Consider the following 22028-nt stretch of genomic DNA (forward strand, 5'->3'; position numbering starts at 1 on the left):
GTGTCGTCCAGCTGATCACGCGAGTTGCGCCTCCAAGCACGCGAGTTCGCCGAAACCGCACTCCGGGCCGGCGTGACCGGATGGACGACTCGCGTGATCAGACGGACGACACGCGTGCTTGAACGGCGAACTCGCGTGCTTGAAGGCGTAACTCAAGCGCCGTTGACGGTCCGTAAGGTGCGCATGGCCTCGGCGAGGCCGGAAGCGTCGTCCCCGAGCGGGGCCAGGACGATGCGCCGCAGGATCTCCGCGCACGCCTCCCGCGCCCGCTCCGCGACGTCGAGACCGTGCTCGGTGAGCGCCGCGAACGTGACGCGCCGGTCGTCCGGGCTGGGCACGCGGCAGATCAGGTCGGCGGCGACGAGCCGGTCCGCGACCTTGGTGAACCCGCCGCTGGACAACGCCGCCTCGACCGCGAGCCGCGTCATCGGCATCCGGTGTTCCGGTGAGCGCACGAGCCTGATCAGGATGTCGAACGACGCCGGCGCCAGGCCGAACCGTTCGGCGATCTCGCCCATCAGCTTGTTCTGCGTGGCCAGGTAGCCCTCGATCACCAGGCCCCACCAGGTGACCACTTCGTCGTCGTTCGGTTCCTCCGGTTTCGCCACAGTCACGCGAGCGAGGGTACACCAAGAACTCTTCCTGGAATATATCTTGCGCGCGAGAGGTTATCGGGTTAGCTTGATTTCACCGGCTACCGGAGGAGGGGCACCATGTCGATCAAGACCTCGGGCCTGCACCACGTCACCGCCATCGGTGGCGATCCCCAGCGCAACGTGGATTTCTACACCCGGGCCCTCGGCTTGCGGTTGGTGAAGACCACCGTCAACTTCGACGACCCCGGCACCTTTCATCTCTACTACGGCGACGAGCACGGCAAGCCCGGCTCGCTGATGACCTTCTTCCCGTGGCGGGACGCGCCGAAGGGCCGGCACGGCACCGGACAGGCGACCACGACGTCGTTCTCCGTGCCGGAAACCTCCCTCGGCTGGTGGAAGCGGCACCTCGCCGAGAACCGGGTCGAGACGAGCCAGATCCGCAACTCCGACGGCGAGGAGACGCTCACCTTCGCCGATCCGGACGGCTTGAAGCTCGCCCTCGTCGCCCATCCGCAGGGGGACCCGCGCGACCCGTGGGACACGAAACTCGTCCCCGCCGAGCACGCGATCCGCGGCCTGCACTCCGTCACGCTCTCGGTGTCCAAAGAGGACGCCACCGCCGGGATGCTGACCGACGGGCTCGGCCTGACCTTCGTGAACCAGGAGGGCAACCGCCTGCGGTTCTCCGCCGGTGAAGGCGGGCCGGGCGCGCTCGTCGACGTCCTCGTGACGCCGGACGCCCCGCGCGGGCTGGTGGCGGCGGGCACCGTGCACCACGTCGCCTGGCGCGCGCCGGACGAGGCGACCCAGGCCGCGTGGCGCGACGAACTGATCGACGACGGCGTGAACGTGACGTCCATTTTGGACCGTCAGTACTTCCGTTCGATCTACTTCCGTGAGCCGGGCGGCACCCTGCTCGAAGTCGCGACCGACGAACCCGGGTTCGCGATCGACGAGCCGCTGCTCGAACTCGGCCGCGCGCTGAAGCTGCCGCCGTGGCTGGAGCCCAAGCGCGAGGACATCGAGGCGATGCTGCCGAAGCTGGACCTCCCGAGCGAGAACAACCCGCGATGAGCGCTCTCGAACACAAATACGTCGAAGGATCGCCGGACGAGCCGGTGCTGCTGCTCCTGCACGGCACCGGCGGCGGGCCGGACGATCTCGTGCCGCTCGCCCGTCAGCTGAGCCCGGATTCGGCGCTGCTCGCGCCGGCCGGACCGGTGTCGGAACACGGTGCGGCGCGGTGGTTCCGGCGGCTCAGAGAGGGCGTTTTCGACCACGAGGACGTCGTCTTCCGCGCCGGCCAGCTGGCCGACTTCGTGGTCTCCTCGCGCGAGGAGTACGGCCTCGGCGACAGGCGGCTGGTGGCCATCGGGTTCTCCAACGGCGCCAACATCGCCGCCGCGGTGACCCTGCTCCGCCCGGACGCCGTCCGGGAGGCCGCGTTGTTCGCGGCGATGTCGCCGCTCCCGGAGCCGCCGCGGAACGACCTGTCCGGCACCCGGGTCTTCCTGTCGAACGGCGAACACGATCCGATGGCGCCGCTGGCGTCGGCCGAGACGCTCGTCCGTGACCTGCGCGAACGCGACGCGGACGTCGTCGCGCACCGGCATCCCGGCGGGCATCAGGTGACCGGCAACGGTTTGGTAGCGGCCGCGGGGTGGCTCAACCCGGCACGGGGAGAGCAAAGCACGCGAACGTAAAATCGTCCGATGACTAACGGGGACCTCGTCCGCGCCCAGGCCCTGCTCGAAAAGGTCCTCCTCGCGGACGGGCACAACGATCTGCCATGGGAGCTGCGGGTCACGACCGGGCCGGATCCGGTCGAGGCCGTCGCGGGCACGGATCTCACGGTCCGCCAGCCGCATCTGCACACCGACTTCCCGAAGCTCGCCGAAGGCAGGCTCGGGATGCAGTTCTGGTCCGTCTACGTGCCCTGCCAGTTCGAGGGGCACAGCGCGGTGACGGCGGTGCTCGAACAGATCGAGATCGTGCACCAGATGGCCGAGCGCTACCCCGATCGCCTGGCCCTCGTGGACACCGCCGACGAGGCCGAGGCCGCCTTCCGCGACGGCAAGATCGCGTCGCTGCTGGGTGCCGAGGGCGGTCACAGCATCGCCGAATCCCTTGGCGTGCTGAGGATCCTGCGCCGCCTCGGCGTCCGCTACATGACGCTGACGCACAACTACAACACCACCTGGGCCGACTCCGGCACCGACGAACCCGCGCACAACGGGCTCACGGACTTCGGCCGTGACGTCGTCCGCGAGATGAACAAGATCGGCATGCTGGTCGACCTCTCGCACGTCGCGCCGAGCACGATGCGCGACGCGCTGGAGGTCAGCTCCGCGCCGGTGATCTTCAGCCACTCCTCGTGCGTCGCGGTCAACGACCACGCTCGCAACATCCCCGACGACGTCCTGGAAACCCTCGCCGCCAAGGACGGCGTCGCGATGGTGACGTTCGTGCCGGGCTTCATCTCGCCGAAGGTCTCCGAGTGGGACGACCAGCTGCGTCAGGACATGGAAGCCGCCGGCCGGGACTACCGGAACATCGACCAGCGCACGAAGTTCACCGAGGAGCGCGGCGGCCCCGAGAAGCCGAAGGCCTCCATCGGCGACGTCGTCGCGCACATCGAGCACGCGCGCGAAGTGGCCGGAGTCGACCACATCGGTCTCGGCGGGGACTACGACGGAGTCGCGACGCTGCCCGAAGGCCTCGAAGACGTTTCGAAGTATCCGGTGCTGTTCGCCGCGCTCCTGGAACGCGGCTGGAGCGAAGAGGATTGCGCGAAGCTGGCCGGGAAGAACACCTTGCGCGTGCTGCGCGCGGCGGACGAGGTCACCCGTTCGGACGCTTGAGGGCGCGGGCGCGCGCACTTCGGCGGACACTGTCCTGCATGACGCAGCCGCAGGAGGGTGCCGCCGGGGTTCCGGTCGAGCCCGCTACACCGCCTGAAACCGGCGGTGCGCGCCACAGCGGGAAATTCCAGGCGGGCCCGAAGCTCAAACGGACCAGGGTGAGCGGCACGTGGATCGCCGTCATCGTGGCGCTGATCGTGCTGGTGTTCCTGCTCGTGTTCATCCTGCAGAACCAGGACACGGCGACCGTCCACTTCCTGGGCATGTCCGGCAGCATGCCGCTGGCCGTCGCGATGCTGTTCTCCGTGATCGCCGGCGGCGCGCTGGTCGCGCTCGTCGGCGGGGCCCGGATCCTGCAATTGCGCAAGCAGGCCAAGAAGTCCCGGCATCAGCTGCGCTGAAGGGCGCCGCGCCGGAACTCGCTCGGGTTGACGCCGCGCACGCGTTTGAACGCCGCGCTGAACCCGAAGGGGTCGGAGTAGCCCACGGTGCGGGCGATGTCCGAGATCGTCGCGGATTCCTCGCCGGTCAGCAGATCCGCCGCGAGGGTCATCCGCCAGCGGGTGAGATAGGTCAGCGGCGGTTCGCCGACCAGGTCGGCGAACCGCTTGGCCAGCGTCGACCGCGAGACCCCGGTCCGCCCGGCCAGCGCGCCGACCGTCCACGGCGCCGCCGGTTCCGCGTGCAGCAGGCGCAGCGCGTCGCCGACCACCGGATCCCGCTGGGCCGCCCACCACGCCGGGGGCTCGCCGCCGGGCCGGTCGAACCATTCGCGCAGGGAGCAGACCAGCATCCAGTCCAGCAGCCGGTCTAGAACCACTTGCTGACCCGGCGCGTCGATGGCGACCTCGGCGGCGAGGTGGTCCAGCACGGGATCGCCCGCGCCCCCGGCGTCCACCCGCAGCACCACGGGTAGCGCGTCCAGCAGCGGGCGGCCGATCTCGCCGCGCACCGGGTACGCGCCGACGATCAAGGTCGTCTCGCCGCCGGGGTCGTCGACCCAGCCGAGCCGATGCCTGGTCCCGCCCAGTTCGGGCGTCGCGCAGGCCTCACCACACACGATCGGCTCGGCGGAAGTGTCGACTTCGTCGACGAAAGTGAACGTCGCCGGGCCGCGCACGATGATCGTCTCGCCCGCGCGAAGCAGTTCGGGCCGGCCGTCCTCCGGCACGATCCAGCCCGCGCCGGTGAGCACGGCGCACAGGGTCAGCGGCGCGCCGTCCACGAAGTGCAGTGACCAGGGCGGGGACAGCGTCGAACTGCCGAACAGCGAACCGTGGGAGCGCACCCCGCGGATCAGGTCACTGAAGACGTCCACGGGGCGAGGCTAGACGAATACACAGGCGATCCGGCTTTTCGCCTATGGGCACGTCCAAGCCGGCCGGGTTGAATCGAGCCCATGCTGACCGCCGAAGATCTTGAGTTTCTCCGCCGCCCCCTGCACGGATTCCTGACCGTGGCCGACGGTCCGGTTCGGCCGGTGTGGTTCGAAGCCGCCGACGACGGCGCCATCCAGCTGTTCACGCCGAGCGACTCGCCCAAGGTGCGGAAGCTGAACGCCGATCCCCGCGCCTCGATCGTCGTCGCCGCACCGGTGGGCGAGCGCGAACGCTGGGTTTCGGTCGCCGGGAGCGCCGCGGTGGAGCCCGACGGGGCGCACGAGCTGGCCGCCCGCCTCGCCGAGCGCTATTGGGACCTCGAAGACCCGGCCCACGCCGGTGAACTCGCCGGGATCCAGACCCTGGACCTCGTCCGGCTCGTCATCCGGCCGGAGAAGGTGAGCCGCTACTCGATGTGATGATCGACGTCATCCCGAGCACGGCCGCGCAAACGTTTTCGTCGCCCTTGGCGGTGACCCGGTCCCGGTCCGCCGGATTCCGGGTGCACAGCCGCCAGAACGTGTCCGCGTCCGTCGTCACCGAGGCCAAAGGTGCCCGTGACGTCGGCGCGACGCGGTCGATCGCCCAGCCGTCCGCGGTCCGCTGCGCCGTCCACTTCCCGCCGCCCTGGCCGGTGACGGTGTAGGAGACCTGCCGTCCCGTCCGCGTTTCGATGTCACGCAGGGTGTGCGGCAGCGCCCGCATGAAGGTGTCGATCACCGGCCCGCGGAACTCGCTTTCGTCGAGCATTCGCGCCCCGACGGCCTCTCGGATCTGCTGCTGGTGCACCCAGAACTCGGTGTACTCGCGGGCGACGTCGAGCCAGACCGGCGCCGGTTCGTCACCGGCCCAGCTCACCGGCTCGCCGACGGCGTCGAGGTCGGCGCGGCCGAACATCTCCGCGATCTGCGAGGTGCTGTCCACCAGCATCGCGAACAGCACTTCGGGGGACAGCCGGCGGCACGCGACCACCCATTCGTCGTTGATCCGGTCGATGAAGTCGCCGAACCGTTCGCCCTCGCGCGGCGCCGTCGTCCGGTAGTCGTCGCGGTCGCGGGACAGCCTGCCGAGTTTGTCGCCCAGGATGTGGGCGGCGAGATCGTGCACCGTCCAGCCCGTGCACGCCGTCGGCGCGGCCCACCGCTGGGCGTCCAGCCCGGTGAGGACGTCCATCAAGGCCTGTTCCTCCCGCGCGAACAACGGGAGGACGTCGATCGGCGGACCCCAGCGCGTGAAGCTCATGGTGACCATCCAAACACCCAGGTCCATCACATTCTCGGCCGTTCGGCCTACTCGCAGGTAGCATCAGCGCGAACGCGAGGGGAGTGTCCGTGAGCAACGATCGACCCGCCGGTGACGACCTGGCCGCTTTCGCCAAACGCGCGGGGCAGCTGGCGGGCTGGGCCGCCCGCACCGGATTCGAGTTCACCCGCAAGCTCCCCGGCGTCGAACTCGCCGAACAGATCGTCAAACAGGGCGAGCGGCAGCTGCTCTCGGAGCTGCGCCGCCGTCTCGACGAGGTCGACGACCCGTACCACGCCGCGCTCACCGCCGCGTCCGCGATGAACCGCCCCGACACCAACGGCGCGCGCCCGGTCGAAGCGACCATCACCCTCGTGCACACGCGCGCCCAGCTCGAACCGCTCCGCGCGGCGATGGCCGAACTGCTCAACCACTCGATCGGCTTCGGCCGCGAGCGGGCGCGCGAGTACCTCTACGCGATCATCCTGCGGCAATTGACGCCGGACGAGGCCCGCATCCTTTCCGCGCTCTCCGACGGCTCGCCGTTCCCCGCGGTCGACGTCGCCGAGCGGACGAACCTCGGCGGCGCCGGGCGGTTCGTGCTGCGCAACGCCTCCACCGTCGGCAAGGCCGCCGGGGTCTCGCTGCCCGACCAGGTGCCCGGCTACCTGACCCGGCTGATCGGGCTCGGCCTGGTCGAGCTGGACGAAGAGGTGCCCGCGCTGGAGACGCAGTACGAGATCCTGCTGACCGACGAGACCGTCCGTGAGGCGGAGAAGTCGGTCAAGCGGGCCAAGTTCGTGAAGCGCACGGTCCATATTTCCCGCCTCGGCGCCCAGTTCTGGCAGGCCTGCGACCCGAGCGCCGGCTGACCCCGGCATGGGCGCGTTCCTCGACGGCATCCTCGCCGACTTCGCCCAGCACTGGCCGATCTACGTCTCCATCCCGGTCGTCGCCGCCCTGATCGGCTACACCACCAAACTCGTCGCGATCCGGATGATGTTCCAGCCGGTCGAGTTCATCGGCATCAAACCCTTCCTCGGCTGGCAGGGCATCGTGCCCAAGCGCGCCGCGCGGATGGCGAGCATCGCCTGCGACACGATGACCGAACAGCTGATCAAACCGGCGGAGGTCGTCGCCCGGCTCGATCCGCAGAGAATCGCGCGGGAGATCGAAAAACCGCTCCAGGCCGCCGTCGAGGACATCGTGCGCGACGTCGCGGCCCACTACCAGCCGGGGCTGTGGGAATCGCTGCCGGTGGGGATGCAGCGGCTGGTGATCCAGCGCGTCCAGGCCGAGACGCCGAAGATGGTCGCGGCCGTGCTGGAACTGATCAAGTCCGATGTGGACAGTGTGTTCGACCTCAAGGGCATGGTGGTCACCGCACTGGTCAAGGACAAACGGCTGCTGAACCGGATCTTCCAGGAGGCGGGCGACAAGGAGTTCAAGTTCATCGCCCGCTCCGGCATCTTCTTCGGCGGGCTGATCGGCGTGATCCAGATGATCGCGTGGGTGCTGTTCAAATTCCCGTTGATCATGCCGCTGTTCGGGCTCTTCACCGGCTGGTTCACCGACTGGCTGGCGCTGCGCATGATCTTCTATCCGATCGAGGAGCGCCGGTACTTCGGCGTGCGCTGGCAGGGCCTGTTCCTGAAGCGGCGCGGCGAGGTCGCGGAGGCGTACGGCGCGCTGATCGCGAAGGAGATCATCACCCCGCACAACGTGATCGAGGCGGTGCTGCACGGACCGCTGTCGGACCGGGTGCTCGGGCTCATCCAGCGTCAGCTCGACGAACAGCTCGGGCGCCGCGTCGGCGTCGGGAAACCGCTGGTGGTGTTCGCCGTCGGCAGCAGGCGGTATCAGGACATGAAGCTGAACATCGCCGAGAAGATCATGGACAAGCTGCCCGAGACCATGCGGTACATCGAGGACTACGCCAACGACGCGATGGACATCCGGAACGTGCTGGTGACCAAGATGAAGGAGCTGTCACCGCGCGAGTTCGAAGGCCTGCTGCGGCCGGCTTTCCAGCAGGACGAATGGATCCTGATCGCGACCGGCGCCGTCCTCGGCTTCGCCGTCGGTGAGGCCCAAGTCCTCCTGCTGGAGCACTTCGCCGCCTGACACCCCGGCTCCCCTACCGCGTTTCGTCCTCTGGATGCGGTAGTTCGCTTGCTCAACTACCGCAATTCGTCAGCTACTTGCGGCCTTCCCTCGCCCGCCGGGCCTGGCGGCGATGTCGCGAAAGCCACTTTCGCAACCTTCAAGGTTGCGAAAGTGGCTCTCCCCGCCCGACGCCCCGCCCGACGTCCCGCCCGACGTCCCGCTTGGCGCTCCAGCCGGATGAAATTGCCCTTACGGGTGAACGAATTTCGGCACCAACGGCGGTACACCGGTTCCACCGTCCGGTCTACAGTGCTCGTGCACTGAGCCTTGGGGAGGGCGCACATGGCCGACGCGGGGAGCCCGTGGCCGCAGGAGATCCGGCTGGCGATGACCATGGTGGGCGGGGCGAGCCTCGCGGTCTGGATGGGCGGGGTCGCCACCGAGACCTCGCATCTGCTTCAAGCGTCGAGAGCGCCGGAATCCGAAGGGCCGTACCGCGCCCTGCTCGACCTGCTCAACGCCACCGTTTCGCTCGACGTGCTCACCGGCACGAGCGCGGGCGGCATCAACGCGGCGTGCCTCGGGCTGGCGGAGGCGTTCCGGTCGAGTCCGCAGGTGCTGCGCGACACGTGGATCAGCACGGGATCGCTCGACAACCTGATCCGCGATCCCGGTGAGAAGGAACCGCGCTCGCTGCTCGACGGCGACAAAGTCCTGCTGGGAGACCTGAAGGACGCGTTGCACCGGATCACCGACAAGGCGACGGTGAAACCCGACTGTCCCGACATCACCGTGCTGCTCACCGGCACGATGATCGACGGCGAGACGACCAGGTTCGACGACGCGCTCGGGAACCTGGTGCGGGACACCGAACATCGCCTGCTCTTCCGCTTCGATGGTCCGTTATGGACGGACGACGTGGTCGGTCCGCTCGCGCTCGCGGCGCGGTCCACCGCGTCGTTCCCCGGCGCGTTCGAACTCTCCCGGATGCCGATCGGCGAGAAGACCGGGCCGTTGCATCCGGACATGGCCAAGTACACCGACGTCTCGCGGTCGCATTGGCTCACCGACGGCGGCGTGCTGTTGAACAAGCCGTTGCGCCCGGCGCTGCGGGAGATCTTCGAACGACAGTCGCATTCGGACGTCCGGCGCCTGCTGCTGTACGTGGTGCCGACGGCGGAACGCGAAGCCGAGCGGGTCGCGGTCGACCCCGAGCGGCCGCCGCTGCTGGGCAGCGCGATGAGCAAGGTCGTCGGCACCGTGCTGAGCCAGACGATCAGCGCCGAACTCGAAGACCTGACCCGGCACAACGACGCCGTCGTCCGGACCAGGGGAACCCGCGTTTCCCTTGCCGCGATGGGGGTTCGGGGCGGCCCGGAGACACTGGTCGACCAGCGGCTGATGAACGACTACCGCGACAGGCGGGTCCAGGAGGACGCCACCGCGCTGGTCCGCGAGGCGACCCGCAGGCTTTCACTGTCCGATGTGGAGGATCAGGGCCGCCAGTGGGCGTCCGGTACGGCGGCACAGCTGCGCGCGGCCGCGGCGGCGGGCCTGCGTGACGGCCTGCCCGCCGAGCCGCCGAAGGACACCTGCGAACTCGACGACCTGATCGCCTTCCGCACCACCGCGCTCGACGATTCGGTCGCGACCGGCCTGCAGCTGGTGAACGCGGGCTTCCGGCTCGACCCGTCGCCGGAGCGGGCGACCCAGCTCAACCAGTGCCGCGTGCTGCTGCACGAGGCCAGGCACAAGGCCGCCCGGGGCGACCGGATCGCGGCCTGGGTCAACCAGCAGGATCCGCCCAAGTCCGAGGACACGCTGGCGGCCTGGATCGAGGGGCTCGCCAAGAAGTGGGCCGAGCTGGGCCGGTCGGACACGCTCAAGGAGGCGTGGCCGCTCGTGATCGCCGCGCTCCGGCAGGCGACGCCGATCCTTTTGCCGCTGGCGCAAGGGAAACCCGAGACCGAAGCCGCCGACACGGTCAGCACGCTGCTGGCGTGGACCGGGCTGACGTCCGACGGCAAGAGTGCGGGCGATCCCATCGTCAGCTCGCGTCTGGTGCGCCTGCACATCGCGACCCGGGGGCTGCTGGCGCAACCGCCGTCGGTCGACCAGCGCGTCGACCTCGTCCAGGTGAGCGCGGATTCCCGGACGCTGCTGGACATGAAGCGACGCCGTTCGTGGACCAAGCTCACCGGTATGCAGGCCGACTACTTCGGCGCCTTCTACAAGGCGTCCTGGCGCGCCAACGACTGGATGTGGGGCCGGGTCGACGGCGCGGGCTGGCTGGTCCAGTGCCTGCTCGACCCGAAACGCCTGCGGCTGCTGCGCGACGTCGTCGGACGGGAGGCGTTCCGGACGCGGGTGCGAGACACCTTCACGAAGATCGGCTGGCGCCGTCCCGGTACGGAAGACGGGCTGGCGCAAGAGGAAGCGGACGCGCTGTGTGCGCAACTGGCCGAGGAGCTGGCTTTCCTCGGGCTCGACGGCGAACTCGCCGACGTGGAAGGCGAAGCCGCGCTCCCGATCAGCATGCCGGTGACGGCGATGGTGCTCGCGCGGGTCCGGCAGCTGGAGATCGCGCGCGAGGAACTGCCCTGCGTCGGCCTCCACAGCGGACACGACGCGAAAAAGGCCAAGGGGAACGGGAGACCGTCGGAACGGTTCAGGAAACTCCTCGAGAACGAGCCGGAAACCGACGAGCAGACCCAGCGCGCGTTCCAGGCCTGCCAGGTCTCCGGCGAGCGGTTCGAACACGAACGCGGGACCATGCTGTTGACGAAGACGCTGGTCAAGGCGGGTGCCGCCGGGCTCAACGCGGCCGCGGGGGCCACGCGGATGCCGAAAACGGTCCAGCCCGCCGCGACCTTCGCCCAGGCGGCCGGGCGCAGCGCCTGGTGGATCACCCGCGGCGCGGCCACCCTGCCGTCGCCGTGGAACGTGCTCGCCGCGCTGATCACCGTGCTGGCCGGGTTCGTCATCGGCGGACAGGGCGGCCCGGTCCTGCAGTGGGTCGGTGTCCCGGTGGCCGCGGGCGCCCTCGTGTTCCTGGCGGTCAGCCTGATGACGTTGCGCAAGACGTGGCGCATGGTGCTCACGGTGCTGGCCGTGCTGGTGGGAGCGGCCCTGCTGTTCGCCGCGTTCCTGCCCCCGGTCCGTGACCCGCTGTTCGGCTTGCTCGGCGACGTCGTCGCGGGCTGGCGGCGCGGCGAGGCGCCGGTCTGGTGGCTGGTCGTCTGCCTGCTGCTCCTGTTGCCCGCTGTCTGGACGCCGCTCGGCTCGATCACCCGTCGCAGGCGGAGTCGTAAATAGCGGAATCGGGCCGCGAATCGCGCCCTGACCCTGCGACGAAGTGGCAACGGTTGGTATCGTCACATCCAGTGAGACCGTCTCCAAGCGGCCTTACCCACAAGCGCTGCGCTTCAAACGTTACCGTTACCTTTGTCACGTGTGTTTCGGGGTTGTTGCAGGTAGCCGCGTTGCCGCCGCCGCGCTGATCTGACCGCGCCCGAATCCTCCGGTACGTTTCTTGGACATGTCCGGAAAGCACTTGATCGAAAACCCGACCAAGGCAGACGGTGCCGCGCTCTGGAGAATCGCCCGCGATTCGAAGAAGCTCGATCTCAATACGCCTTACGCCTATATGCTGTGGTGCCACGATTTCGCCGACACCTCGGTCGTCGCGAAAGTCGACGGCGAGCCGGTCGGCTTCGTGATCGGGTATCGGAAGCAGGACACCGGCTTCGTCTGGCAGGTCGCGGTCGACGCGTCCCAGCGCGGAAAAGGCCTGGCCGGGGCACTGCTCGACGAGCTGTTCGACCAGCTCGTCGCCCAGGGGGTCCGCTACCTCGAAACCACGATCACTCCGGACAACGAGGCTTCGATCCGGTTGTTCGCCTCGTTCGCCAAGCGATGGGACGCCACCTTGGAGCGCCAGGATCTGTTCTCCGCGACGGATTTCCCGGCCGAGGAAGGAACGCATGAGCAGGAGGACCTGTACCGAATCGGTCCGCTCGGCAACAACTAGGACGTAAAACCGGGGATCCCAGGGAGAAAGAAAACGTGATGAGTATTTTCGAGGAACTCGAATCCGAAGTACGCAGTTACAGCCGTGGCTGGCCCGTGGTGTTCGACCGGGCCCAGGGAAGCTACCTGTACGACGAAGACGGCAAGGCCTATCTCGACTTCTTCGCCGGCGCCGGCGCGCTCAACTACGGGCACAACAACCCGGCGCTCAAGCGGGCCCTGATCGACTACATCGCCCGTGACGGCGTCACCCACGCGCTCGACATGTTCACCGTGGCCAAGCGGGACTTCCTCCAGACGTTCAAGGAGAAGATCCTCCAGCCGCGCGACCTCGACTACAAGGTCGTGTTCCCCGGCCCCGGTGGCGCGAACGCGGTCGAGGCCGCGCTGAAGCTCGCGCGCAAGGTGACCGGCAAGGAATCGGTCATCAACTTCACCAACGCCTTCCACGGGATGACGCTGGGCGCCCTTTCGGTGACCGGCAACTCCATGAAGCGCGGCGGCGCGGGCGTCCCGCTGGTGCACGCCACGCCGATGCCGTACGACAACTACTTCGACGGCTCCATCCCGGACTTCCTCTACTTCGAGAAGCTCCTCGAAGACTCCGGCAGCGGCCTGAACGAGCCCGCCGCCGTCATCGTCGAGGGCGTCCAGGGCGAGGGCGGCATCAACGCCGCGCGCATCGAATGGCTCAAGGCGCTGGACGACCTGTGCAAGAAGCACGGCATCCTGCTGATCCTCGACGACGTCCAGATGGGCTGCGGCCGCACCGGCCCCTTCTTCAGCTTCGAGGACGCGGGCATCAAACCCGACATCGTCTGCCTGTCGAAGTCCATCGGCGGCTACGGCATCCCGATGGCGCTGACGCTGATCCGCCCCGACCTCGACGTCTGGGAGCCGGGTGAGCACAACGGCACCTTCCGCGGCATCAGCCCGGCGTTCGTCACCGCGACCGAGGCGCTGCGCGTCTACTGGAGCGACGACGAGCTGGAGAAGTCGACCAAGGCCAAGGGCGAGCGCATCGCCGCCGCCTTCCAAGGCATCGTCGAGGCTTACCCGGACGCGAACCTGTTCGCGAAGGGCCGCGGCCTGGCCCGCGGCATCGAGTTCGCCAACGGCGACCTCGCGGGCAAGGTCTGCGCCGCCGCGTTCGAGCGCGGACTGCTCATGGAGACCTCCGGCCCCGACGGCGAGGTCATGAAGGTGCTCCCGCCGCTCACCCTGACCGAGGACGAGCTCACGAAGGGCCTGTCGATCATCGACGAGGCCGTCGCCACCGTCCTCAGCTGACCCGAACCGACCGCCCTCAACCAAGAACGAGAAGGAGTTTTCCGTTGCTTGTCAGAACACTCGACGAGGTCACCGATACCGACGCCGACATCAAGACCCCGAACTGGCGAAGCAAGCGCATCGTGCTCGCCAAGGAAGGCGTCGGGTTCTCGGTGCACGAGACCACGCTCTACGCCGGGACGGTCAACGACTTCTGGTACGCGAACCACATCGAAGCGGTCTTCATCACCTCCGGTGAGGGAGAGCTCGAAAACACCGCGACCGGCGAGGTCTTCCAGCTGAAGCCGGGCACGTTGTACCTGCTCAACGACCACGACAAGCACCAGGTCCGGCCCCGGACCGAGATCAAGTGCGTCTGTGTGTTCAACCCGCCCGTCACCGGCCGTGAGGTCCACGACGAGAACGGCGTGTACCCGCTCGTCACCGAACCCTAGGAATCGCTCGAGGAGGCGACCGCTTTGACGCTGACCGACACCCGAGTCGACGACAGTTACCCGACCCGCATCACGGGTAAGCCCGAACACCTGCCCAGGACGCACCCCACCGTCTGGGGCAACGAGGCCGATGGACCGCTCGACGCGGCCACCCTCGCCAACCACGAGGCCCGTGGTTACACCGTCGTCGACCAGTTGTTGTCGCCTGGCGAGATCCAGACGTACTGGCAGGAACTCGTGCGGATGTCGTCGGGGGACCACCGCGACGACGAGCGCGTCATCACCGAAGCCAAGACCGGTGAAGTCCGCTCCATCTTCGACGTCCACGAGACCAGCGAACTGATCGCGGAGCTCGTCCGCGACCCACGCGTGCTCGACCGGGCACGGCAGATCCTCGGCTCCGAGGTGTACATCCACCAGAGCCGCGTGAACTACATGCCCGGCTTCAAGGGCACCGGGTTCTACTGGCACTCGGACTTCGAGACCTGGCACGCCGAAGACGGCATGCCGTCGCCGCGGGCGGTCAGCTGCTCCATCGCGCTCACCGACAACTACCCGTTCAACGGCGGGCTGATGGTGATGCCGGGGTCGCAGCGGACCTTCGTCCAATGCGCCGGGGAAACCCCGGAAGACAACTACAAGAGTTCACTGAAAGAGCAGCGGGTCGGTGTCCCGAGTGAGGAAGACATCACCAAACTCGCCGCCGAAAACGGAATCGATCAATTCACCGGACAAGCCGGTTCCGCGCTCTGGTTCGATTCGAATGTGATGCACGGTTCTTCGAACAACATCACGCCGTACCCGAGGTCGAACATCTTCGTCGTGTTCAACAGCGTCGAGAACGCGTTGCAGGAGCCGTTCTCGGCGATCGAACGCCGCCCCGCGTTCATCGCCGGCCGCGACTCGACCCCGCTGACACGCTGACGAAACCGCAGGTAGCGAAGGCCATACCGGGGCGCCTGTAGCCACCAGTGTGCGCCCTGTTACGTTGTCGCCACGTGAGCGGGCCAGTGGGCTCGCTCACGTAGGTGTTGTCGACGGTCGAACGGGTTCTTCGCTCGGGGTGAGCCCACCCGGACGGACGTGGACGCCGATGTCCGGTGTGGGTCGCGCCCCCAGGCGGCCCAAATCGGACATCCCCCGGCTCCGTGCCATCAGATCGGGACTGATGGCACGGAGCCTTATTTTTTCCGCGCGCTGACGAAGACGTTTCGCAGGGCGCCCGATCGTGGGCGGGCGGCGGTTGAGAGGTAAGGGCGCCCTACAAAACGTCTTCGTGGGCCTTCGGCCCGAAAAGAGGCGCGCGGGGTGAAGTCTCCCCGTCGCGCTGACGCGCTTCCGGGGAGACAGTCCGCCGGTTCCAGGCCAAAGCAGCGATCGCCGGCGTGTGAAGGCCCCCTTCCCTCGGAAACTCGCCCTTCGCGGCGAGGGAACGCACCCCGACCAAGCTGGATCAATTCGCGGGGTCGGTTGTGTCCTGCTATGTCTCTCTTTCCCCGTGTTTTCTGGTTGGCGGCGTCTTCGCGCGGTAGGTTGGCTACTCCGGTAAGGGGAGAGATCGGAGGAGGGGTGCTTGCCATGGGCGAAAACGGTTCCCCTGCCCGTTTCCAGCTCCTCGGTCCCGTGCGGCTCCTCGACGGCGAGCGGCCCGTCCCCGTCGGCGGTCCCGGCGTTCGCGGCCTGCTCGCGCTGCTGGCCCTGAAAGTCAACAAGGTCGTCGCGCTCGACGAGATCATCGACGCGCTCTGGGGGCACGACCCGCCGGCCACCGCCCGCACGATCGTCCACGGCAACGTCTCCCACCTGCGGCGCGTGCTCCGCGACATCCAGGGCGACCATCCGCGCGGCGCCCGGATCCTCACCGCGCCGCCCGGCTACCAGCTCACCGTCGAACCCGCCCGGATCGACGTCCACCGCGCCCGCGCGCTGCTGGAACAGTCCTCGACCGAGGACCCGGAGAAGGCGTCCGAGCTGCTCGCCGAGGCCCTCGCGCTCTGGCAGGGACCCGCGCTGGCCGGAGTGCCGGGTTCCGTCCGCGCCCCCGAACTGGAGGACCTGCGGCTCGCCGTCCACGGCGCCAGGGTCGACGCGGACCTCGAACTCGGCAGGCACGCGGAACTCATCGTCGAACTCAGCCCGATGGTCCGGTCGAATCCGCTCGCCGAGCGCACGGCCGGGCAGCTCATGCGCGCGCTGTATCACGCCGGGCGCCGCGGCGACGCGCTCGAGCTCTACCGCACGGTGTCGAGGGCGACCCTGCGGACCCTCGGCGTCGAACCCGGCGCGGACCTGCGCTGGCTGCACGAACGCGTCCTGAACGACGACCTGCCGGTCAAGGTCGTCGAGGACGCGAAGGCCGATACGGCGCCCGTGCAGCAGCTGCCGCCCGCCGTGCCGAACCTCGCCGGACGCGAGGCCGATCTGGCCTGGCTCGACGTCCTCGCCGAGCGGGCCGAAGCGGGCGAGACCGCCGTCGGCGTGGTCACCGGGACCGCCGGGATCGGCAAGAGCAGCCTCGTAGTCTGGTGGGCGCACCGCGCCGCCCGCCGTTTCCCCGACGGCATCCTTTTCGCCTCGCTGCGCGGTTTCGACCCGCATCACCCGCCGCTGGAGCCCGCCGACCTGCTCGCCCAGTTCCTGCTCGGGCTCGGCGTCCCCGCCGAGGGCGTCCCGGAGCAGGTCCACGAACGCGTCGCGCTCTACCGCTCGATGATCGCCGGCCGCCGGATGCTGGTGATCCTCGACAACGCCCGCTCCGCCGAACAGGTCCGGCCGTTGCTGCCGCCCGGTTCGCGGTCGATGACGCTGGTGACCAGCCGGTCGCGGCTCGACGGGCTCGCCGTGTCCAACGCGGCCAAACTGCGCGTCCTCGGCACGCTCGCGCCCGGCGACGCCGTCCGGCTGATCGAGGAACTCGCCGGGCCCGCCGGTTTCGACCTCAACCACGCGCTCGCCCGGCTCTGCGGGTATCTCCCGCTGGCGCTGCGGATCGCGGGGGCCCGGCTCGCCGCGAGCGCGCAGTGGTCCGCGCAGGACCTGGTCGACGAACTCGGCAACGAACGCACCAGGCTGGCCGCGCTCGACGTCGAGGGGCCGGACGACGGGGTCCGCGCCGCGTTCGACGTCTCGTTCCGCGGGCTGCCGTCCGACGTCGCGAACACGTTCCTGCGGCATGGCGTCGTCCCGGTCGTCTCGGCCGGATCCCATCTGACGGCCGCGATCGGCGGGATCACCGTCGCCGAGGCACGGCGGCATCTGCGGGTGCTCACGGCGCACAACCTGCTCTCCGAAACCGGCCGCGACTCCTTCGTACCGCACGACCTCGTCCGCCTGTTCCTGCGTGAGCTGGCCGAGAACGAGCTCGACGAGAAAGACCGGCAGGACGTGCTGACCCGGTCCGTGCGGTACTACCAGTCCGTCGCGGACCGGGCCCGGCGGAAGATGCTGCGGATCGTCGATCCCCTCGACTTCACCGGCGAGCTGACCGACGCGCAGGCACCGCCGCTGAACTCCTTCACCGAGGCGCAGGACTGGTTCACCGCGGAATGGGAGAACCTCGTCGAAGTCCTCGAAGCGGCCCGTGCGGGAGGGCGCCACGACGACGTCTGGCAGCTGGCCAGGGTCGCGCACACCTACCGCGCGGTGTACCCGCTGCTGGACGACTGGACGCGGCTGGTCGAGATCGGACTGGCGGCCGCGGAGGCATCGGGCGACGTCCTCGGCCAATGCTGGATGCTGATCTCCCGCTGCGCCATCGCCCTCACCTTCGAACTCCCGCAGGGCTGTCTCGCCGACGCCGAACGCGCGCTGGAACTCGCGAGCGCGATCGGCGACAACCGGCTGATGGTCTCGGCGAACATCCACCTCGGCTCCGCGCTGACCCTGCTGGAACGGTACGACGACGCCATCGGGACGCTGCGGCGGGCGATCGAAGAGACGGAACTGACCGGCGATCTCGAACTGCGCGGCCAAGCGCTCAACAACTGCGCGGAGGCCGAAAAACGGTCCGGGCGGTTCATCGAGGCGATCGGGCACCAGGTCGCCTCGCTGGAGATCGACCGGACCCTCGGCGACGAAAGCTACGTCGTCGTCTCGCTGAACAACCTGGCCGAGCTGAGCATGCGGATCGGCGAACTCGCCGCCGCCGAACGGTACGTCTGGGAAGCCGTCGACCTGACGATCAGCAGGCGGTTCGTCCTCCAGGAAGGCGTGCTGCGGCTGACGCTGGGCAGGGTGCTGCGGGCCGGGTCGGATGTGGACGGTGCCCGCGAGCAGTTCGCGCTCGCGTTGAAAATCCTGGCCGACGCGAATCCGAAGCTCGCCGCGCTGGTCCGTGCGGAACTGTCGGGCCTCGGCGAAGGTCCGTGAGTGATCCTTAGCGGATTCTTAGTGGCCTCGCCGCACACGCGCGTAGGGTCCCGTTCAGCGTCGATCGAGCCCTAGGGGAGGGGCATGCGATAAGGATCGGCGCTCGGGCGGCCCCTTCGGGTGCCGTCTGAAGAGCCGCCAGGAGCGGCTCGTGGCGGTCCGGCCGGTGGAGGTGGGGGCGATACCGGCCGGCCGCCAGGCGGGTAATCCGCCTTTCGTCCTCTGAATGCGGTAGTTGCCCGCGCAAGTACCGCATTCAGAGGACGAAACGTGTCGGAGATCAGCCGGTGCTCGCGGTGCACAGGGCGATGGTCTGGCCCTTGTTCTCCGCCACCTTCTGGCCGTTGACCAGGATCGTGCACGCGATCTGGTTGCTGACCGACGCGTTCCTGGTGTCCGCGGTGACGGTGAGCAGGTAGTCGCCCGAGTTGAACGACGCCGTCCCGCGCCATTCGTCGGTGCTGGCCGGGGTCGTCTCGCTCCGCTGGTCGTTGAGCGAACCGAACCGGACGGTCGCGCCGCCGGACGCGCTGACGACGAACTCGACGGTGTGCTTGTCCCCGGCGACCGCCGGGATGTGCAGTCCCGACTGACCGGTAGCGAAGAAGTTGGTGTAGACCAGTAACCCGCTCGCGGCCAGCAAACCGGCGACGGAAAGCGCGAGTCCCGCGATCCCCATTCCCTTCTTGTCTGCTTCGCCCTTCTTGATTTTGGTAAGACCGATCACGGAAAGAACCAATCCGGTCACGGCGAGCGGCCAAGCGGCTACCCCGGCGACCGGGACGAAGGCGACCCCGAGCGCTGCCAGTCCGACCAGGAAACCGGCGATGACCAGGCCGTTCTTGGGCTTTCGATGACGGGTTCCGTGGGTGGCGAACCCCGGGCCGTAGCGGGTCGCCGGCGGGTGCGGGAGTGGTGGATCGGTCGGCATACGTGCCCTTTCGGAGGCTTCCGTCCGAAGACGTTAACCCATCGTTCGGGGCAATGGCCGAAATTGTTACCTGCCGGAAAAAGTCATCATTCCACGATGATCAAGCGGTCATCGATATTTTCTGACGAGAAATGTGGTATCACCAAATATCGGAAACCCGATCACTGATCGAACAGGCTGACTTCCGGGGTGATCTCCAGCAGTTCGTGCACCGGGCGGCCGCGGCGGCCGTCGATGGTCGTCGTCCGCACGACACGCAGCCGCGCGGTCACCGGCCGGTCCAGGTTCTCCTTGATCTCGTCGAGCAGATCCGGCGCGACCGCGCCCTGGATCGTGCCGCCCGATTCGCGTTCGAGATAGAAGATCCGGCGCCGGGTGCGGACGCCGTCCAGCCTGCCGCTGACCGTCTCGTAGCCGACGGCCTCCCGTGACTCGCGCAGGCTCCCGGACAGGATCCGGGCCTGCTCGGTGGTCATGCTGCGGGTCAGATCGTCGCCGGCGGTCGGGGTCAGCGCCATGCCGATCCCGGCGTGCTTGCTGACAGCGTTGACGATGTCGCTGACCGCGTTGCGGACGGTGTCGCGCTGCAGCAGTACCGCGTCCAGCGCGCCGTCGTCGGAACCGTTGGCGGGCAGGAAGTCGCACAGTTCCTTGACCGCGCGTTCGGACAGCGACTCGATCCCGTCGTGGATGAGCGCGTCGTCGAGCGCCGGTTCGGGGAAGCCGAAGAAGATCGCGTTGCCCGCCTGGCCGCGCTGGATCAGCGGGGCCTTCTCCCGGTCCGCTGGCTGGACGAAGGTCACCTCGCCCGACGGGTTCCGGATGATGTGCCCGATCTTGGCCGTCGCGTCCTGCAGCGCGCGGCTGATGTCCGAGAAGGTGTACGCGTCGAGATGCGACTCACCGATCACGGACACGCGAAGCAGCGGAGAGCGCGACGTCCGCTCGAACTTCGCGTACGCGGCCATCGCCGAAGCGCGGGCGAGGTCGTCGAGCCAGGTGCCGCCGGGGATCTCGTCGGCGATGCGCCGGAATTCGTTCCTCACCAGATCACTTCCGGAATCCCCCTGCCACCGGCAGCCCACACTTCTTCCCAGATCTCCTCGTCGCCGGGGCGGCAGAGGAAGCCGTCGAGCATGCCGCCGACGGGCTGGACCTGGTCCAGGTACATGGCGGGCTGGCCGACGATGACCCCGCGCAGCGTCAGCAGCCCGTACAGCGCCGAGCGGCCCGCGTCGTCGAGCCGTTTCAGCGCGCCCCATTCGTCCGGGATCAGCACCACGTCGAGCCCGAGCGGCGTGTGCGGGGTCCTGGCGGTCAGATCGCCGCCGATCCACGCGCGGCCGGTCGGCATGATCCGCCGGGCGACCCCCAGGTAGCTGTTCAGCGCGCTGAACAGGATCTCCCGGTCGTTCTGATGCGGCGCGTCGAAGACCAGCCGCTCGTAGACGTCGGCGAGATCGGCGGGATGGCGGCCCGGAGGCAGCAGGTTGTGCGGCGTCCAATAGGGGAGCGCCAAATCGGAGCCTCCTTCGTGTGCCGGAGCTCCCGAACGAAGAAACGTACCCGGCGTCACGCTCACAGTGCGTAGCCGAATTTACCAGGCGAGTGTCAGCCGCCCTGCCCCGGCCGGTGCTCGGCCGCTCGCCCGGCCGGTGGCCAGTCCTCGTCGCTGGGCCAGACCGGTTCGGGTTCGTGGCCGCCCTCGCCGTTCCGGCCCGCCGGTTCCGGTTCGTCCGGGTGGTAGGCCCGCACCGGCTCCGGGTGCAGCTGACCCTCGCGGTGGCCTTCCGCCTCCTGGTCGTACGGCTCGTCGTCGTCCTGGATCCGCGCGGGCGGGAGGAACTGTGTCTGCTCGGTGGAGAGCAGCTCGGGCACCGGCTCGGGCTCGGGTTCGGCGTGGACGGCGCGTTCCGGCTCGCGGACGGCGGGCTCGGGCTCGGTGTGCTCACGTCGTTCGCCGCGCATCATCAGCCAGGTGACCCCACAGCCGAGGGCGAAGGAGATGAGCAGCCAGAGCCAGATCTGCCCGAAGAGCCAGAGCATTCAGCCATCACCTCTGTTCTGCCGTGATGTCGACGCGGCGGCCCTCGCCGCTCGCGCCGTCGGAGGTCCTGCGTTGAGTGGAGTACGCCTGGTCGCGCTTGACCCCGTTGCGCTCCAGCAGCCGCTCCACCGTCAACGCCCGGTTCAGGGAGAGCTTCTTGTCCGAACCGGTCGCCACCGTTCCGGTGATCCGGAACCGCAGTTCGCGCGGCGCGTCCGTCAGCAGCTTCGCGATCTCCAGCGCGCCGCGCTCGCCGTCCGCGGTGAGGTCGGTCGTGTCCGGTTCGAAGGTGATCGGCGTGGCGGCCAGCAGGCGGTCGATCTCGGCCTGGAAACCGGCCTTGTCCGCCGGCTTGGCCGGAGTCGTGGGGCTCGGCGGGCTCGGCGGAGCGGGCGGCGGGCTCGACGGCTCGCCGCTGGTCGTCACCGGACCGGCCGGCGGGGCGGTGTCGCCGGAGATCTCGACCGTGCGGACCCCGTCGATCCGCTGGATGGCGTCCATCGCCTGCGCGGCCTTGTCGGGCGGGAAGCCGGTGAGGTTCGCGTCACGGCCGGAGAAGGTCACCTCGCCGCCGGTGACGCCGACGTCGGCGAGCGCGTCCTTCGCGCGCGCCGCCAGGGCGGCCTCGATGTCGTCCGAGGTCGACCAGACGGAGATCGCCGTCAAGGCGAGCGTGACCAGCAGCGCTGTAGGCAGCAAGCGGCTCCAGCGTGTACCGGGCATGAAGGGACTGTAAGCCGCG

Annotated in this window: 21 protein-coding genes; 13 read left to right on the forward strand and 8 right to left on the reverse strand. The window is 68.7% G+C overall.

The features are described 5' to 3' along the window. Positions 1-152: 152 nt before the first annotated feature. On the reverse strand, positions 153-614 hold the full coding sequence (locus tag B0293_RS01195; RefSeq protein ID WP_005165170.1) for a MarR family winged helix-turn-helix transcriptional regulator: 462 nt from the start codon (positions 612-614) through the stop codon (positions 153-155). A gap of 99 nt (positions 615-713) precedes the next feature. On the opposite strand from B0293_RS01195, the gene B0293_RS01200 reads away from it, so the two are divergent. The 4 genes from B0293_RS01200 to B0293_RS01215 are packed head-to-tail and all read left to right on the forward strand — an operon-like array spanning position 714 to position 3861. After that, positions 714-1673: a ring-cleaving dioxygenase gene (locus tag B0293_RS01200; RefSeq protein WP_005165169.1), complete on the forward strand. Its 960-nt coding sequence runs from the start codon at positions 714-716 to the stop codon at positions 1671-1673. After that, complete coding sequence (locus tag B0293_RS01205; protein WP_005165167.1) at positions 1670-2302, forward strand: alpha/beta hydrolase; 633 nt, start codon at positions 1670-1672, stop codon at positions 2300-2302. The genes B0293_RS01200 and B0293_RS01205 overlap by 4 nt, the downstream gene beginning before the upstream one ends. Before the next feature lie 9 nt (positions 2303-2311). Next, complete coding sequence (locus B0293_RS01210; RefSeq protein ID WP_005165164.1) at positions 2312-3460, forward strand: dipeptidase; 1149 nt, start codon at positions 2312-2314, stop codon at positions 3458-3460. A 38-nt stretch (positions 3461-3498) separates the two neighbouring features. Further along, positions 3499-3861 carry a LapA family protein gene (locus B0293_RS01215; RefSeq protein ID WP_005165163.1) on the forward strand — a complete coding sequence of 121 codons (363 nt, stop codon included), beginning with the start codon at positions 3499-3501 and terminating at the stop codon, positions 3859-3861. Here the strand turns inward: B0293_RS01215 and B0293_RS01220 are convergent. After that, on the reverse strand, positions 3849-4778 hold the full coding sequence (locus B0293_RS01220) for an AraC family transcriptional regulator (RefSeq protein WP_005165161.1): 930 nt from the start codon (positions 4776-4778) through the stop codon (positions 3849-3851). The two genes, B0293_RS01215 and B0293_RS01220, sit on opposite strands and share 13 nt — an antisense overlap. 81 nt (positions 4779-4859) lie before the next feature. Here B0293_RS01220 and B0293_RS01225 point away from each other — a divergent pair, with 81 nt between their 5' ends. Further along, complete coding sequence (locus B0293_RS01225; RefSeq protein ID WP_005165159.1) at positions 4860-5258, forward strand: pyridoxamine 5'-phosphate oxidase family protein; 399 nt, start codon at positions 4860-4862, stop codon at positions 5256-5258. On the opposite strand, the gene B0293_RS01230 is transcribed toward B0293_RS01225, so the two are convergent. Next, positions 5221-6090, reverse strand: coding sequence for a maleylpyruvate isomerase family mycothiol-dependent enzyme (locus B0293_RS01230; protein WP_005165158.1), 870 nt, complete (start codon positions 6088-6090; stop codon positions 5221-5223). The genes B0293_RS01225 and B0293_RS01230 overlap by 38 nt on opposite strands. A gap of 80 nt (positions 6091-6170) precedes the next feature. Here B0293_RS01230 and B0293_RS01235 point away from each other — a divergent pair, with 80 nt between their 5' ends. The 8 genes from B0293_RS01235 to B0293_RS01270 all read left to right on the forward strand — a co-directional run bounded on the left by B0293_RS01235 (position 6171) and on the right by B0293_RS01270 (position 18308). After that, positions 6171-6953, forward strand: coding sequence for an Abi-alpha family protein (locus tag B0293_RS01235; protein WP_005165155.1), 783 nt, complete (start codon positions 6171-6173; stop codon positions 6951-6953). Positions 6954-6960: 7 nt separating this feature from the next. After that, on the forward strand, positions 6961-8205 hold the full coding sequence (locus B0293_RS01240; protein WP_005165152.1) for a DUF445 domain-containing protein: 1245 nt from the start codon (positions 6961-6963) through the stop codon (positions 8203-8205). A gap of 324 nt (positions 8206-8529) precedes the next feature. Beyond that, complete coding sequence (locus B0293_RS01245) at positions 8530-11502, forward strand: patatin-like protein (protein ID WP_005165150.1); 2973 nt, start codon at positions 8530-8532, stop codon at positions 11500-11502. A gap of 223 nt (positions 11503-11725) precedes the next feature. Continuing rightward, positions 11726-12217: a diaminobutyrate acetyltransferase gene (ectA, locus tag B0293_RS01250; RefSeq protein WP_026467053.1), complete on the forward strand. Its 492-nt coding sequence runs from the start codon at positions 11726-11728 to the stop codon at positions 12215-12217. 38 nt (positions 12218-12255) lie between these two features. Then, positions 12256-13506, forward strand: coding sequence for a diaminobutyrate--2-oxoglutarate transaminase (gene ectB, locus B0293_RS01255; RefSeq protein WP_020631928.1), 1251 nt, complete (start codon positions 12256-12258; stop codon positions 13504-13506). Positions 13507-13550: 44 nt separating this feature from the next. Further along, on the forward strand, positions 13551-13940 hold the full coding sequence (locus B0293_RS01260; RefSeq protein WP_005165143.1) for an ectoine synthase: 390 nt from the start codon (positions 13551-13553) through the stop codon (positions 13938-13940). A gap of 24 nt (positions 13941-13964) precedes the next feature. Beyond that, entirely contained in the window at positions 13965-14864 is a 900-nt protein-coding gene (gene thpD / locus B0293_RS01265; protein WP_005165141.1) for an ectoine hydroxylase, read from the forward strand. Between the two features lie 654 nt (positions 14865-15518). Next, positions 15519-18308 (forward strand): AfsR/SARP family transcriptional regulator, encoded by a 2790-nt coding sequence (locus B0293_RS01270; RefSeq protein WP_005165138.1) that lies wholly within the window; start codon positions 15519-15521, stop codon positions 18306-18308. Between the two features lie 280 nt (positions 18309-18588). On the opposite strand, the gene B0293_RS01275 is transcribed toward B0293_RS01270, so the two are convergent. The 5 genes from B0293_RS01275 to B0293_RS01295 all read right to left on the reverse strand — a co-directional run bounded on the left by B0293_RS01275 (position 18589) and on the right by B0293_RS01295 (position 22009). Next, positions 18589-19239, reverse strand: a complete 651-nt coding sequence (locus B0293_RS01275; RefSeq protein ID WP_005160476.1) for a DUF4190 domain-containing protein — start codon at positions 19237-19239, stop codon at positions 18589-18591. Between the two features lie 161 nt (positions 19240-19400). After that, on the reverse strand, positions 19401-20285 hold the full coding sequence (locus B0293_RS01280) for a hypothetical protein (RefSeq protein ID WP_005160479.1): 885 nt from the start codon (positions 20283-20285) through the stop codon (positions 19401-19403). Beyond that, entirely contained in the window at positions 20282-20758 is a 477-nt protein-coding gene (locus B0293_RS01285; protein ID WP_005160497.1) for a DUF6932 family protein, read from the reverse strand. The genes B0293_RS01280 and B0293_RS01285 overlap by 4 nt, the downstream gene beginning before the upstream one ends. 92 nt (positions 20759-20850) lie before the next feature. Further along, positions 20851-21285, reverse strand: coding sequence for a hypothetical protein (locus tag B0293_RS01290; protein WP_005160499.1), 435 nt, complete (start codon positions 21283-21285; stop codon positions 20851-20853). A 7-nt stretch (positions 21286-21292) separates the two neighbouring features. Next, a complete protein-coding gene (locus B0293_RS01295) occupies positions 21293-22009 on the reverse strand; it encodes an OmpA family protein (RefSeq protein WP_245191996.1) in 717 nt (238 codons plus the stop codon). Positions 22010-22028: the final 19 nt, after the last annotated feature.

Origin of the sequence: Amycolatopsis azurea DSM 43854 (genome assembly GCF_001995215.1) — a bacterium.
Taxonomy (GTDB): domain Bacteria; phylum Actinomycetota; class Actinomycetes; order Mycobacteriales; family Pseudonocardiaceae; genus Amycolatopsis; species Amycolatopsis azurea.